Origin of the sequence: Azonexus sp. R2A61 (assembly GCF_021401135.1) — a bacterium.
GTDB lineage: Bacteria > Pseudomonadota > Gammaproteobacteria > Burkholderiales > Rhodocyclaceae > Azonexus.
The window spans coordinates 491,331-504,861 of sequence record NZ_JACBFO010000001.1; the positions used below are offsets into that span (position 1 = coordinate 491,331).

Below are 13,531 nucleotides of genomic sequence, written 5' to 3' on the forward strand. Positions count from 1 at the left end.
AGGGCGAATTGTCGCGGCCGGGCGGGGCGAGCGGAATGCGACAGATTGTCGCACCCCTGCGGTCGACGGGAATTTCTGCCGGTTTTTGCGGTCGACCGCGCCGCTCAGGCGTTGAGTTTTTCCAGCGCCTCGCGCAGCTTGGCCGGTTCGTCCAGGCGCAGCATCTTGCGTACGTTGGGGGCGAGTTCGCCGACGTCCGACTTCAGGATGCGGCTCTTGACGCGCAGGATCTGCGACGGATGCATCGAGAAACAGCGCAGTCCCATGCCGAGCAGCAGGCGGGTCAGTTCCGGATCGCCGGCCAGTTCGCCGCACACCGAGACCGGAATGTCGGCCTTTTCGGCACTCGAAATGGTGTGCGCCAGCAGCATCAGCACCGCCGGGTGCAGCGGATCGTAGAGTGCCGCCACCTGTTCGTCGGCGCGGTCGATGGCCAACGTGTACTGGATCAGGTCGTTGGTGCCGATCGACAGGAAGTCGAGGCGGCGCAGGAACAGCCCGACGGCCAGCGCGGCGGCGGGAATCTCGATCATGCCGCCGACCGGAATGTTTTCGTCGAAGACGATCTTTTCGCCGCGCAGGCTGGATTTGGCCTGCTCGACGGCGGCCAGCGCCTGGTCGATCTCGTGGGCGTGGGCCAGCATCGGGATCAGCAACTTGATCGGGCCGAACTTCGAGGCGCGCAGGATGGCGCGCAACTGCGTCTGGAACATCTTCGGCTCGGCCAGCGACAGGCGGATCGCCCGCCGGCCGAGCGCCGGGTTGGTCTTCACGCGGTCGCCGGCGGTGCCTTCCGGATTGAGGTCCTTGTCGGCGCCGAGGTCGAAGGTGCGGATGGTCACCGGCCGGCCGGCCATGCCCTTGACCACCTTCTTGTAGGCTTCGAACTGCTCCTGCTCGTCGGGCATGTCGCCGCGGTCCAGGAACAGGAATTCGGTGCGGAACAGGCCGACGCCTTCGGCGCCGGATTCCAGCGCGACCGGCACGTCGCCGGGCAGTTCGATGTTGGCGTGCAGCGCGATCGACAGGCCGTCGATGCTCTCCGTCCTGGCGGTCTTCAGACGTTTGAGCTTGCTCTTCTCGAGCTCAATCTGCTCCATGCGCAGCCGGTATTCGTCGAGCACGCGCGGGTCGGGATTGACGATGACCACGCCGCGCAGGCCGTCGACGATCAACTGCTCGCCATCGCGGATCAGCGCGCGGCCGTTTTCCAGGCCGAGCACCGCCGGAATCGCCATCGAGCGGGCGAGGATTGCCGTGTGCGACGTGGCGCCGCCGACGTCGGTGATGAACGCGGCGAAGCGGTGGTCCTTGAAGGCGATGGTATCGGCCGGCGACAGGTCGTGGGCAACGACGATCAGTGCGTCGTCCCGGGAGGTCTTGGCGGCCTTCAGCGAGGCCTTGCCGCGGTGGCCGAGCAGTTCCTTGACGACGCGCTCGACGACCTGGATCACGTCGAACTTGCGTTCGCGCAGATAGGGGTCGTCGAAATCCTCGAACTGCTGGACCAGATGTTCCATCTGCTGGACCAGCGCCCATTCGGCGTTGCAGCGGCGTTCGCGGATGATTTCGCGCGGCTTGTCGGTCAGTTCGCTGTCTTCAAGGAACATCGTGTGGATGTCGATGAAGGCGGCCAGTTCGGCCGGTGCGTGCTCGGTGTTTTCCTTGATCTGCACGAGTTCCTGCTTGACCGCCGCGACGGCGGCATCGAAGCGGGCGATTTCCTTGTCGACCTGGCGCGGTGCCAGCGTCAGGTGCGCCACCTCCAGCGTCGCATGCGACATCAGCATGGCCCGCCCGATGGCGATGCCCGACGAAACGCCCAGCCCGTGCAGCGTGAAGCTCATCGCATCATTCTCCTTCGCCGAAATAATCGGCGATCAGCGCCAGCAGGGCATCCATGGCCTCGGCTTCGTCGGCGCCATTGGTTTCGATCGTCACTTTCGAGCCCTTGCCGGCAGCCAGCATCATGACGCCCATGATGCTCTTGGCGTTGACCCGGCGCTCGCCCTTGCTCATCCAGACTTCGCACTGGAACTTGCCGGCGGTCTGGGTCAGTTTGGCGGAAGCGCGGGCGTGCAGGCCGAGCTTGTTGATGATTTCGGTTTCGCGGGTCAGCATGAAATTCTCGTGGGGATCAGTGATGAAGCATGTCGAGGATGCCGTCGCGGCCGCCATCGCGGGCACGGACGAGCAGGGTGGAGAGATCGCGGTCGCGGTAGTTCAGCGCGCGCAGCAACATCGGCAGATTGACCCCGGTCAGCCCCTCGACGCGGCCCGGGTCGAGCAGCTTGAGCGCCAGGTTGGCCGGTGTCGCACCGAAGATGTCGGTCAGGATCAACGTGCCCGCCGCGTCGGTGACCGAGGTCAGCAATTCGCGGGCGAGCGGCAGCATGTCCAGCGGGTCGTCCTGCGCTGTCACCCCGAGCTGGGCGACCCGTTCCGGACGCCGGTTCAGCACATGGCAGGCGTTGTGCAACAGCGCCTCGCCGAAGCTGCCATGGGTGATGAGGAGGATGCCGATCATGCGGGCCATTCTAACCCGCATGCCTTCATTTACGGCTGACGATCAGGATCCCCGCGATGACCAGCGCCGCGCCAGTCGCCTGGGCGGCCGAGATGTGTTCTGCGAGCAGCCACCAGCCGAAGCCGATGGTCAGGATCGGTCCGACCATCCCGTACAGCGAGGCCGGGCCGGCACCCAGCTGACGGATGGCCGCCGACTGCGCAAATACCGGAATGATCGTCGCGAACAACGCCATCGCCGCCCCCCAGCCGTAAACCGGCAGCGGCTGGACGAATGCGGTCAACGGCTGGCTGAGCGAAAAATGCAGCAGCGTCACGGCGGTGGAGACCAGCATAGCCAGCGCCGAGAAACGCATCGCGCCGAGACGGGCGATCATGTCGGCGCTGCCGGCCAGATACAGGGCGTAGGACACGCTGGAGGCAAAGACCAGCGCGCCGCCGATCAGCACCGAGCGCGCATCGCCCAGGCCGAGGTCGTGGACGAACGCGAAGCCGATGCCGACATAGCACAGCGTCACCGCCAGCAACTGGCGACGGGTGAAGGACTTGCCCTGGAACAGGACGCCGATCAGCAAGGTCAGCGTCGGATAAGTGAACAGAATCAGTCGTTCCAGGCCGGCCGAAATGTAGGCCAGTCCCCAGAAATCGAGAATGCTGGCGCCGTAGTAGCCGAGGCAGCCGAGTACCGCCAGGCGCAGCCAGTCGGCGCCACCCAGCCGTACTGCCGAAGCCTGGCGACGCAAGCCGAACCACAGGAAGACCGGTAGCGCCATGCCCATGCGCAGTGCGAGCAGTGTGATCGCGTCGACGCCGTACGGATAGGCCAGCTTGACGAAGATCGCCTTCATCGAGAAGCCCAGCGCGGCAAGCAGCGCGAGCAGGATGCCGAGGGAACGGCTACCGTCCATGGGCATCAATCCCCGGCCAGCCGGCGCAGGCGCAGCGCAACGCCGCATACCAGCCCGGCACAGGCCAGCAGCGCCGCCGCCACGCCCGGCCAGCCGCCGTGGCTCCACGCCCAGCCAGTGGCGGTCCCGACCACGCTGCCGCCCAGGTAATAGCTCGACAGGTAGAGCGCCGAGACCAGCCCGCGGCGCGGCCCGGCGCGATGGCCGACCCAGGCGCTGGCGACCGAATGCACGGCGAAGAAACCGAAGGTGAACACCGCCAGCCCGGCGACGATCAGCCACAACGGGGTGAGCAGCGTGACGGCGATACCGGCCACGGCGAGCAGCGACATGGCCAGCAGCATCCGCTGCCGGCCGCGACGCGCCACCTGACGGCCGGCCCAGGCCGACGACCAGGTTCCGACCGAATACAGCAGGAAGATGCCGCCGATCCACGCCGGCCCCAGCGCGTAAGGCGCGGCAACCAGCCGGAACGGCAGGTAGTTGTACATGCCGACGAAGGCGCCCATGCTCAGGAAGGCGGTGGTGAATAACCAGGGCAGGCCGGGATCGGCATAGATGCGGCGGATGTCGGCGAACAGCAGGCCGGGCTGCAGCGAGCGCGGCTCGAAGTGGCGGGCCGGCGGCAGCAGGCGCCAGAAGACGACGGCCACCGCCAGGCCGACCAGCCCGAGTGCGGCCAGTCCGTAATGCCATGAACCGCCGAGATCGCTGACGACGGCCGAAATCAACCGGCCAGCCATGCCGCCGAGGGCGTTGGTAGCGATGTACAGACCCATCACCCGGGCCCGCGCGGCGACCGGCAGTTCCTCGCCGAGGTGGGCCATCGCCGCCGCCGGCACGCCGGCGATGCAGGCACCGAGCAGTGCGCGGGTGACGACCAGCAGGAAGAAGTCGGGCGCCCACGCCGAGCTCAGCGCGAACACGGCGGCGCCGAGCAGGCCCAGGCGCATCAGGCGTTCGCGGCCCCAGCGATCGGCGACCAGGCTGAGCGGGATCAACAGCAGGGCCATCACGCCGGTGCTCACCGTCACGCTCAGGCTGGCCGTCCCCGGTGCGATGGCGAAGGCCTCGCTCAGTTGCGGCAGCAGCGGTTGCGTGCCGTAGAGCAGCACGAAGCAGGAAAAGCCGGCCAGGCAGACGGCGATGGTGATGCGCCGCGTGTGCGCGCGGTCTTCGTCTTCGGCAACGGCAGTCAAGGGAATCTCGGGCGTTCTGGCGTGGGTGGCGAGAGGTGGATTGAAACGCCGGCGGCAGCGGCTGGCAATTGGTATTATCGAAAGCGAGCGTTCGAACCAGACGAAACCATGCATTACGACCTACCCGACCTGCGGCTCGTTGCCGCGATTGCCGACAGCGGCAGCCTGACGCGTGCCGCGGAGCGCGTGCACCTCGCGCCGTCGTCGGCCAGCCATCGCCTGTCGCAGCTCGAAGCGGCGCTCGGCGTGGCCTTGTTCGAACGCCATGCGCGCGGCCTGACGCCGACCGCTGCCGGCGAATCGCTGCACCGCCATGCCCGCCAGGTGTTCGCCCAGCTCGAACAGATGCATGCCGACCTGGCGCCCTACGCCAGCGGTGTCAACGCCCAGGTCACCGTGTTCGCCAACACCAACGCGATCAACTGCTTCCTGCCCGGCGATCTCGGCGATTTCCTGCGCGAACATCCGAACATCCGGGTCAGCCTGGAAGAACAACCCAGCCCGGCGATCGTCCGCGCCGTCGCCGCCGGCCAGGTGGACATCGGCGTGGTTGCCGCCGAGGGCGATTTCGGCGAACTGCAGGCGACGCCCTACCGGCGCGACCGGCTGGTGCTGATCGTTGCGGTCGACCACCCGCTGGCGGCAAAAAGCGAAATCGCCTTCGCCGAGGTGTTGACCGAAGCCTTCGTCTGTCTGCACGCCGGCAGCGCCATTCACACCTTCATGATGAACCATGCCGCGCTGCTCGGCGGCCGGCTCGACGTGCGTATCCAGGTGCGCAGCTTCGCCGCCGTCTGCCGGATGGTCGCCGCCGGGGTCGGCATCGGCATGGTGCCGCGCTCGTCGGTACTGGCGGTCGACGCGTTGAAGATCGTCGAAATCAGCGATCCCTGGGCGCCGCGCGACCTGCAACTGTGCGTGCGTTCGCCGGCGGCGCTGAGTGCGGCGGCGGCGGCCTTGCTGGCGCATCTGTCGGGCAAGGCGGAGGCCGCCCCGGGCTAGCCTCGCCGTCCGGCAAAAATCGCGTTTTGCTGCGGTCGACCGCAGGCAACCGGAAAAAACGGTCCGCTGCTCAGCCGTTGTCGCGGGCGGCGAATTCGGCAGCCAGCGCCGCCTTCTGCTCACGCTTGATGTCGTCCCAGGCGCGTCCCGCTTCGAGGCCGGACAGCCGCGTTTCGAACTTGCGGCAGGCGCGGGCCACTACCGATTCGAGCGTTACCTCGCCGCCCTTCTGCAGCGCGACGATGGCGTTCAGGCAGTTCCACAGCAGATCGCCGAGTTCGTCCTCGAGATAGCAGCCGCGTTGGCGGGCAATTTCTTCGAGCACCTCGTCGACCTCGTCCTTGAGGCCGGCCAGGTAGCTTTGCGGGCCGGCGTACCAGGGGTTGTTGCGGTCGTAGGCCGACTTGCGGCGGACGATGTCCAGCAGGGTGTCGAAGTTTTCCATGGGGCGGTCGTTCCGGGTGGTCGGCCGCGTTCGGCCGCTGGCGGTCCATCATGCCAGCGGCCGGGCGGCGGTCAAGCGTCGGTTCGGCTGAGCCAGTGCGCATAGGCCGGCAGGCGCCCGTGTACGCAATCGAAGTAACGCGCCTGCAGGCTGCGGGTCAGCGGGCCGGGACGGCCGTCGCCGATGCGCCGGCCGTCGATGTCGACCACCGGCGTCAGTTCGGCGGCGGTGCCGGTCAGGAAGACCTCGTCGGCGCAGTACAGTTCGTCGCGAGTCAGTCGCTTGCCGCGTACCGTCAGGCCGAGATCGACGGCCAGCGTACGCACGCTGCGCCGGGTGATGCCGTCGAGCGCGGTGACGATTTCCGGTTCGATCAGCTCGCCGTCGCGGACCAGGAACAGGTTGGCGCTCGACGCCTCGGCGACATAGCCCTCGCTGTCGAGCAGGATCGCTTCGTCGTAACCGTCGCGACGCGCTTCGCGCACCGCGAGGATCGAGTTGGCGTAGGCGGAGATCGCCTTGGCGCGGCACATCTGCACGTTCGGATGGTGCCGGGCGTAGGAAGCGACGCGGGCGCGGATGCCGCGGCTCAGCGCCTGCTTGCCGAGATAGGTATCCCACGACCAGGCGGCGATCATCAGATGACTGGCGGCGCCCGCCGGATCGACGCCGAGCTTCTCGGCACCGAGGAACAGCAGCGGCCGCAGGTAGCCGCTGCGCAGGCCGTTGCGGGCCAGCGCCTGGCGGCAGGCGTCGGCGATCTCGGCGCGGGACCAGGGCAGGTCGATGGCCAGGATGTGGGCCGAATCGGCCAGTCGCCGCAGATGGTCGTCGAGCCGGAAGATGGCCGTGCCGCCGTCGCCGTCGTAGGCCCGCAGGCCTTCGAAACAGCCGTAGCCGTAATGCAGGGTGTGGGTGAGCACGTGAACGGTGGCCTCGCGCCAGGGCAGCCAGCGTCCATCGAGCCAGATTTCGCCTTGGCGATCTTGCATGATGGTTTTCCTCGGATTGTCGGTGTCGACCGCAGGGGTCGCAGGGGCCGGGGCGGTGGTCGGCCGGGTTTGCTGCGGGCGCTGGCCGGGTGGGCGGCGCCTTGGGGCGGGGCTGTCGGTGAACCGAGAATGCGGGAAGCTTCGATGCTGTTCAAACGAATCCAGAGCGATTCGCGTGAATGAAATTCATCCGTGAGCGGTGTTACCGGCGGCGTCGCGCGAACCGCGGATCAGCCAGCGGATGAAATCGCGGACGACCGGCTTGTCTTCGGCAGCGGGCGGCGCGACGACGTAGAAACTGCGGTCGGCGCAGTCCTCGGCGAAGGGGCGCCGCAACTGGCCGGCGTCGAGATAGGGGCGGGCCAGCGTGGCCGCCATCAGTGCCACGCCGTGACCGGCAACGGCGGCTTCGAGCATCAGCAGGGCGTCTTCATACACCGGGCCGCGCGACGGCTCCTTGCGGCGCAGCCCGGCGGCGGCGAACCAGCGTTGCCACGACAACAGCGGGTGGCGCAGCAGGCGCAAGCGGTCGAGATCGGCCGGCGTCTGCAGTTGCCCGGCCAGGGCCGGGCTGCACACCGGGAAGACGCGCTCCTCGAACAATTTCCAGGCGAGCAGGCCGGGCCATTCCTCTTCGCCGTAACGCAGCCCGAGATCGGCTTCGCCGCTGAGCAGCGGGCCGAGGCCAGTGGCCGTGCCGAGGGTGAATTCGATCTCCGGATGCTGGCGCTGGTAGGCGCAGATCCGGCTGACCAGCCATTTGCTGCCGAGCGCCGGCGCTGCCGAAATGCGCAGGCGTTCGCGCTGCGGGGTGCGCAAGTGAGCGCTGGCTTCGTCCAGCCGGATCAGGGCGTCGCGCACGACGGCCAGATAACGCCGGCCGGCCGCGGTGAGTACGACGGCGCGGTGCCGGCGCTCGAACAGCGCCTGCCCGAGATGCGTTTCCAGCTGCCGGATGCGATGGCTGACCGCCGATGGCGTCAGGTGCAGCGCCTCCGCTGCCGCCAGGAAGCTGCCCAGGCGGGCGGCCGCTTCGAAGGCCGGCAGCGTGTGCAGCGGCGGCAGGTCGTTCATCGGTGGCTTACTGCCGGGCGGCCTTCATGTCGGTCAGGAAATCGCGCTGGATTTTCTGCATCTTCGGCATCATCGTCGCCATCATGCCCTGTAGTTCGGGCATCAGCTTCTGCATCAGCAAGGGCATCTTGCGGATCATGGCCTGGCCGGCCGGCGTGCGATAGAAATCGAGCATGCCGACGACTTCGTCCTCGCTCAGCGTTTCGCGGTACAGGCGCAGGTAGATCGGTTCCATGCGCTGCCAGGCCAGTTCGTCGCGCATCAGCAGGCCGATCTTGCGCTTCATGTTGTCGATGGCCTGTTGTTCCCCGTCGCTCGGCGTCTTGCCGGCCAGCGCCTGATCGATGCCGGCGTTGGTCATGGCGTCGATCTGGGTATGCATGCCGTCAATCAGTTCGCGCGCCTGCGTGACTTCGAGCAACTGACGGATCGAGGCTTCGCTGGCCGGTTCGGCGAAGGCGGCGGTGGTGGCGAAGAGCAGCGAGGCAAGGAGGATTTTCGGCGTTTTCATCGGGATTCCGCGACGGGTGGAGAAAGAAGGATTTCGGGATTTTAGGGCGGTCGACCGCAAGCCGGGCAAAAAACCGCCACGCTCACCACCACCCTTGCAGCAACTGCCGGCCGGGCGGCGACAGTGCCCAGCCGACCAGTGCGCAGTGGATTGCTGCGGTCAACCGGAAAATCCGCAGAAAAGCCGCTTTCGACGACTTGTGACGGAATGCCCGTTGCCCGGCCACGGCGCCCGGCCAGCCGCCGAGCAGGCTCCACAGGTGCAGCGTGTTTTCCGGCGTGCGGCGGCCGCCGCGCCGGGCGGCCGACTTGTCGAGGCCGTAGAGGATGAAGAGCAGTGCGCTGGCGCCCAGCGACAAGGCGGCGACGGTCAGCGGCAGATGCGCGGTCAACGCCGCCAGCAGCAGAAAAACCGTGAACCCGGCGGCAAACAGCGGCATCGTCAGGAAGCCGGGCGGATGCAGTTGCTCGGCCCGGCGTAGAGCGTCGCCAGCAGATTGCGCATCTGGTCGCACAGGTGATTGGCTTCCGGCACCGTCAGGCCCCAGAAGATCATCCGCACGTCGCGTTCGCCGCGCCGCGAGGGGCGGTAGCTGAAATAGGTCAGGTTGCCCGGGCGTTCATCGAACAGCGGCAGGTAGCGCGGGGCCAGCGCCGGTTTGCATTCGGCCAGCTGCAGCCGGCATTGCGGGCAGCGCGTGCGCAGATGGTCGCGGGCCCGCGTCAGCCGCAACTGGCAGTCGATGTCGTCGGATGCCCGGCCGAACAGCGCTGCCTCCACATCGCGTCCGCCCTCGCGGATCTGCAGCCGCATTTCGACATAGACCGGATCGGCGATGGCCGGCGGCGGCAGGAAATGTTGGTAGGCCCAGTAGCCGAGCATGGCCAGGGGAATCAGCAGCATCAGTTTCATCGGAGAACGGCACCGGCAGGTGCCGCAGGCAGTGGGCGAGCGCCGATTCTAACCCGTCGGCATCGTCGCATGACGAAGGCGTGCGCCGCCTGCGCCACGAACGGGCGCTGCGGTCGACCGCCCTTTTTTGCCGATTTTCAGCGTCGACCGCCGAGGATGGAACCGAGCACGCCGCGCAGGATCTGCCGTCCGAGTTCGCGCCCGACGGTGCCGGCGACGCTGCGCGCGGCACTCTTGGCGGCAGCTTCGATGACGCCTTCGCGACGGCCGCCGCGCGGGCCGGTCGAGCCGGTCAGGATGCTGCCCAGGCCGTCGAGCAGGCCGCCGCCCGATGTCTCGGCGGGGGCCGGTGCCGGCTGCGGTCGCGGCGCGGCGGTCGGCCGGGCCGGCACGTTGCCGGGGGCGGCCGGGGCGGGAATGGCACCGGGGCCGGTTTTCTTCGCGGCGGCCGGTTGACCGCGCAGGATTTCGTAAGCCGATTCGCGGTCGATCGCCGTGCCGTAGGTCGCCATCAGCGGCGACGCGGCGATGTTCGCCTGGCGCTCATCGACGGTCAGCGGGCCGAGGCGCGACGCCGGCGGAAAGATGAAGGCGCGGTCGACGATGTTCGGCCGGCCTTTTTCATCGAGGAAGGAAACCAACGCCTCGCCGACGCCGAGTTCGGTGATCGCCTCGGCGGCGTTGAACTTCGGGTTGGCGCGCATCGTCTCGGCGGCCGACTGCACCGCCTTCTGGTCGCGCGGTGTGAAGGCGCGCAGCGCATGCTGCACGCGGTTGCCGAGCTGGCCGAGAATCTTTTCCGGCACGTCGAGCGGGTTCTGCGTGACGAAGAAGACGCCGACGCCCTTCGAGCGGATCAGCCGCACCACCTGCTCGACCTTGTCGGTCAGCGCCGCCGGCGCGCCGTCGAACAGCAGGTGCGCCTCGTCGAAGAAGAAGACCAGCTTCGGCTTGTCCAGATCGCCGGCTTCCGGCAATTGCTCGAACAGCTCGGAGAGCAGCCAGAGCAGGAAAGTCGAATAGAGCGCCGGCGAGTTGATCAGCTTCTCGGCCGACAGGATGTTGATCACGCCGCGGCCGTTGCTGTCGACCTGCATCAGGTCGGCGATGTCGAGCATCGGCTCGCCGAAGAACTGGTCGCCGCCCTGCTCGTCCAGCGTCAGCAGGCCGCGCTGGATGGCGCCGATCGATGCGGTCGACACGTTGCCGTATTCGGTCTTGAACTGCGCCGCGTTGTCGCCGACGTACTGCACCATCGCCCGCAGGTCCTTCAGGTCGAGCAGCAGCAGGCCCTGGTCGTCGGCGATCTTGAACACCAGTTGCAGGACGCCCGACTGGGTGTCGTTCAGGTTGAGCAGCCGCGCCAGCAGCAGCGGGCCCATGTCGGAAATCGTCGCCCGCACCGGTACGCCGCCCTGGCCGAAGACGTCCCAGAAGGCGACGGTATTGGCGTAGTTGGCGTAGCCTTCGAGCCCCAGCTCGTCGATCCGCTTCTGCAGCTTCGGCGACACCGTGCCGGCCGCGCCCATCCCCGACAGATCGCCCTTCACGTCGGCCATGAATACCGGCACGCCGATGTACGACAGCCGCTCGGCCAGCGTCTGCAGGGTCACTGTCTTGCCGGTGCCGGTCGCCCCGGTGATCAGGCCGTGGCGATTGGCCATCTGTGGCAGCAGCGCGGGAAAACCGTCGGCGGACTTGGCGAGGTAGAGCGGATCGGACATGGCGCGGAAACTCCGGGAAGATCAGGTGCCGGCATTCTAGCGCCGCGGCGGCAGGCTGGTGTGAAGGAGGGTAAAGCGGGCCGGACAGCCTGATCGGGAAAACGCAGTGCGCTCCCTTTGCCGAAGTAGCAGAAGCGGAGGCGCTGAAACAGCGCTGTCCGCGTTCTGATCGCCGCCGGCGGGTTCAGTGCAGCGGGGTGAATGTCTCGGCGGTAATCAGCCAGCGTCCATCCCAGCGCACCAGGACCAGTACTTTCTTGCCGAGATCGGTGTGGCTGGCCGAGCGGTAGTGCTGCTGAAAATGCACTTCGGCACGCGCCGGGCTGGGGAAATGGATTTCCGGGGCGTCGATCCGGATTTCGAGATCGCTGGCCGCGCCCAGCGCTTGTCGCCGGTTTGCCTGCCATGCCGAGGGATTGCCGGCCTTGCCGGCAAAGTTGGGGGCATAGTGGGCCAGGTAGAGATCGGCGTCGCGCGCTTCCCAGGCGCCGCGCCAGCGTTCCAGGAACTGCCTGATCTGGCGCTCGGCAATGACGTTATCTTGTTCTGCTGCCTGCATCTCCTGAGCGATCGACAGCGTGGGCAGGCAGCCGCACAGGCAGAACAGCAGGAAACCGAAAAATTGGGTTCTTATCCACATGGCAAGACGAGGGAAGGGAAAAGGGAGGGGCTGGGGGGCTCGAAGCGCGGAACTATACCGCGTCGACTTTGGATATGCATAAAGGCACGGGCAAGGGGGTTTCCCGACTTTGCTTGCGGAGGGTGGAATGGGTTTGCCTTGCGTTCAATCCCAAGCCGCCGGCAGCGCCGGCGGCATCTGCCGTGGCGCGCTGCCGTCGCCGACCGGGCCGAAGCGCGGATCGCCGTTTTCCCATTGCCGTTGCGCCTAGGCGATGCTGGCGCGGTCGCCGGCGACGAAGTTCCACCACATCTGGATGGGGGCTGCGAACGGTTCGCCGCCGAGCAGCAGGAGCTTGCCGCCGGCGGGCAGCTTGAGTTGCAGGCGGTCGTGCCCGGGTTCAAGGTAGAGGAATTCATCGTCGCCGAGGCTTTCGCCGGCGGCAACGATGCGGCCGATCAGCGGCAGCAGGCCGTATTCGAATTCCGGTCGCAGCGGCAGGTCGACCGTGACATCGGCACTGGCGGCAATGTCCAGGCCGAGCAGCGGGGTGTGGATGCGGGTCGGGGCGCGTTTTCCCAGGTAGTCGCCGGCGAGCAGCGTGAATTCGGCGCCGTCGGCGCGCCAGCTGGGCAGTTCGGGGTAGTGCACGAAGTCGGGCGGACAGTCGCGCTGTTCGGGCGGCAGGGCGATCCACAGTTGGGCGGCGTGCAGGCGCTGGCCGGGTTGCGGCGAGTCTTCGGTGTGGGCGATGCCGTGGCCGGCGGTCATCAGGTTGACCTGGCCGGGGCGGATCCGTTGTTCGTTGCCCAGGCTGTCGCGGTGCAGGATTTCGCCGGCTACCGGCCAGGTGAAGGTCTGCAGGCCGATGTGCGGGTGGGCGCCGACGTGCAGGCCGGCATCCGGGGCAAAATCGATCGGGCCGATGTGGTCGAGGAAGCACCAGGCGCCGACCGAGCGCCGCTGGCGGGTGGGCAGGGCGCGGCGGACGGTGAGGCCGGCGCCGAGCTCGGTGGCGCGGGTGGCGATGCGCTGGATGGCGGACATGGTTTTCCCCTTCTGACCGATGATGGCGTCAGACTGCCACAAGCGGCGGCGAAAGGGCGCATGTCCTGTCGCCGGTGCGACGGCCTTGTGGCCTTTGCGACAAGCCGGGCGGATGTCAGGCCGGTTTGTTATGTACCGCGCTGAGCACTTCCGAAACGTATTCGCCGCGCGATGCGGCGTTGTTTTCCTGCTGGTTGGCGGCGCACCAGGCGGCGAAGGCGGCCGGTTCGATCTGGCATTCCAGGGCCATCACGCCGGAGCGCTGGAAATTGCGGCGGGCCGCCACGGCCATGGCTTTCCACTTGTCGAAGCTGTCTTCGAAGCATGCCGGATCGGTCGCCGTGGCCTTGACCTGCGCCCAGGTTTCGGCGGTGTACCAGGTGACGCCGATGACCAGTTGCTGGCTGCGGCGCTTGGCCTTGAGGCTTTGGTAGAGGGTGGGTTTTCTCATGGCGGGCGACTTGTCGGTGGCGCGAAAGACAGGCTGGCAAGCAACAAGCACACCCGCCGGACAGCCGCCGTGCACGCCGGCCTGACGGGAAGGCGCCGGCCGGGTAAAATCGCGCCTTCAT

16 protein-coding genes are annotated in these 13,531 nt (G+C 67.5%); 1 reads left to right on the top strand and 15 read right to left on the bottom strand.

Going from position 1 to position 13,531, the window contains the following annotated elements:
* Positions 1 to 104 precede the first annotated feature (104 nt).
* From ptsP to L0962_RS02435, 5 genes are read right to left on the bottom strand one after another with little or no spacing between them, the layout of a single operon-like run.
* Entirely contained in the window at positions 105 to 1,847 is a 1,743-nt protein-coding gene (gene ptsP, locus L0962_RS02415; protein WP_234083679.1) for a phosphoenolpyruvate--protein phosphotransferase, read from the bottom strand.
* Between the two features lie 4 nt (positions 1,848 to 1,851).
* On the bottom strand, positions 1,852 to 2,121 hold the full coding sequence (locus tag L0962_RS02420) for an HPr family phosphocarrier protein (protein WP_234083682.1): 270 nt from the start codon (positions 2,119 to 2,121) through the stop codon (positions 1,852 to 1,854).
* Between the two features lie 16 nt (positions 2,122 to 2,137).
* Complete coding sequence (locus L0962_RS02425; protein WP_234083685.1) at positions 2,138 to 2,527, bottom strand: PTS sugar transporter subunit IIA; 390 nt, start codon at positions 2,525 to 2,527, stop codon at positions 2,138 to 2,140.
* A gap of 25 nt (positions 2,528 to 2,552) precedes the next feature.
* Positions 2,553 to 3,434, bottom strand: coding sequence for a DMT family transporter (locus L0962_RS02430; protein WP_234083688.1), 882 nt, complete (start codon positions 3,432 to 3,434; stop codon positions 2,553 to 2,555).
* Between the two features lie 5 nt (positions 3,435 to 3,439).
* On the bottom strand, positions 3,440 to 4,633 hold the full coding sequence (locus tag L0962_RS02435; protein ID WP_234083691.1) for an MFS transporter: 1,194 nt from the start codon (positions 4,631 to 4,633) through the stop codon (positions 3,440 to 3,442).
* 108 nt (positions 4,634 to 4,741) lie between these two features.
* Here L0962_RS02435 and L0962_RS02440 point away from each other — a divergent pair, with 108 nt between their 5' ends.
* Positions 4,742 to 5,635: a LysR substrate-binding domain-containing protein gene (locus tag L0962_RS02440; RefSeq protein ID WP_234083708.1), complete on the top strand. Its 894-nt coding sequence runs from the start codon at positions 4,742 to 4,744 to the stop codon at positions 5,633 to 5,635.
* 70 nt (positions 5,636 to 5,705) lie between these two features.
* On the opposite strand, the gene L0962_RS02445 is transcribed toward L0962_RS02440, so the two are convergent.
* The 10 genes from L0962_RS02445 to L0962_RS02490 form a co-directional block, all read right to left on the bottom strand.
* A complete protein-coding gene (locus L0962_RS02445) occupies positions 5,706 to 6,080 on the bottom strand; it encodes a MazG nucleotide pyrophosphohydrolase domain-containing protein (protein WP_234083711.1) in 375 nt (124 codons plus the stop codon).
* A 71-nt stretch (positions 6,081 to 6,151) separates the two neighbouring features.
* A complete protein-coding gene (locus tag L0962_RS02450; RefSeq protein ID WP_234083714.1) occupies positions 6,152 to 7,072 on the bottom strand; it encodes a branched-chain amino acid transaminase in 921 nt (306 codons plus the stop codon).
* A gap of 186 nt (positions 7,073 to 7,258) precedes the next feature.
* Positions 7,259 to 8,146 carry a LysR substrate-binding domain-containing protein gene (locus L0962_RS02455; RefSeq protein WP_234083718.1) on the bottom strand — a complete coding sequence of 296 codons (888 nt, stop codon included), beginning with the start codon at positions 8,144 to 8,146 and terminating at the stop codon, positions 7,259 to 7,261.
* Between the two features lie 7 nt (positions 8,147 to 8,153).
* Positions 8,154 to 8,657 carry a DUF2059 domain-containing protein gene (locus L0962_RS02460; RefSeq protein WP_234083722.1) on the bottom strand — a complete coding sequence of 168 codons (504 nt, stop codon included), beginning with the start codon at positions 8,655 to 8,657 and terminating at the stop codon, positions 8,154 to 8,156.
* Between the two features lie 82 nt (positions 8,658 to 8,739).
* Positions 8,740 to 9,096 carry a DUF1294 domain-containing protein gene (locus L0962_RS02465; protein WP_234083725.1) on the bottom strand — a complete coding sequence of 119 codons (357 nt, stop codon included), beginning with the start codon at positions 9,094 to 9,096 and terminating at the stop codon, positions 8,740 to 8,742.
* A 2-nt stretch (positions 9,097 to 9,098) separates the two neighbouring features.
* Entirely contained in the window at positions 9,099 to 9,560 is a 462-nt protein-coding gene (locus tag L0962_RS02470; RefSeq protein ID WP_234083727.1) for a hypothetical protein, read from the bottom strand.
* A gap of 146 nt (positions 9,561 to 9,706) precedes the next feature.
* On the bottom strand, positions 9,707 to 11,293 hold the full coding sequence (locus L0962_RS02475; RefSeq protein ID WP_234083730.1) for a helicase HerA-like domain-containing protein: 1,587 nt from the start codon (positions 11,291 to 11,293) through the stop codon (positions 9,707 to 9,709).
* 184 nt (positions 11,294 to 11,477) lie between these two features.
* Positions 11,478 to 11,933 carry a hypothetical protein gene (locus L0962_RS02480; RefSeq protein WP_234083733.1) on the bottom strand — a complete coding sequence of 152 codons (456 nt, stop codon included), beginning with the start codon at positions 11,931 to 11,933 and terminating at the stop codon, positions 11,478 to 11,480.
* A gap of 246 nt (positions 11,934 to 12,179) precedes the next feature.
* On the bottom strand, positions 12,180 to 12,959 hold the full coding sequence (locus tag L0962_RS02485; RefSeq protein WP_234083749.1) for a pirin family protein: 780 nt from the start codon (positions 12,957 to 12,959) through the stop codon (positions 12,180 to 12,182).
* A 115-nt stretch (positions 12,960 to 13,074) separates the two neighbouring features.
* Positions 13,075 to 13,410, bottom strand: coding sequence for a hypothetical protein (locus tag L0962_RS02490; protein ID WP_234083752.1), 336 nt, complete (start codon positions 13,408 to 13,410; stop codon positions 13,075 to 13,077).
* Positions 13,411 to 13,531 lie beyond the last annotated feature (121 nt).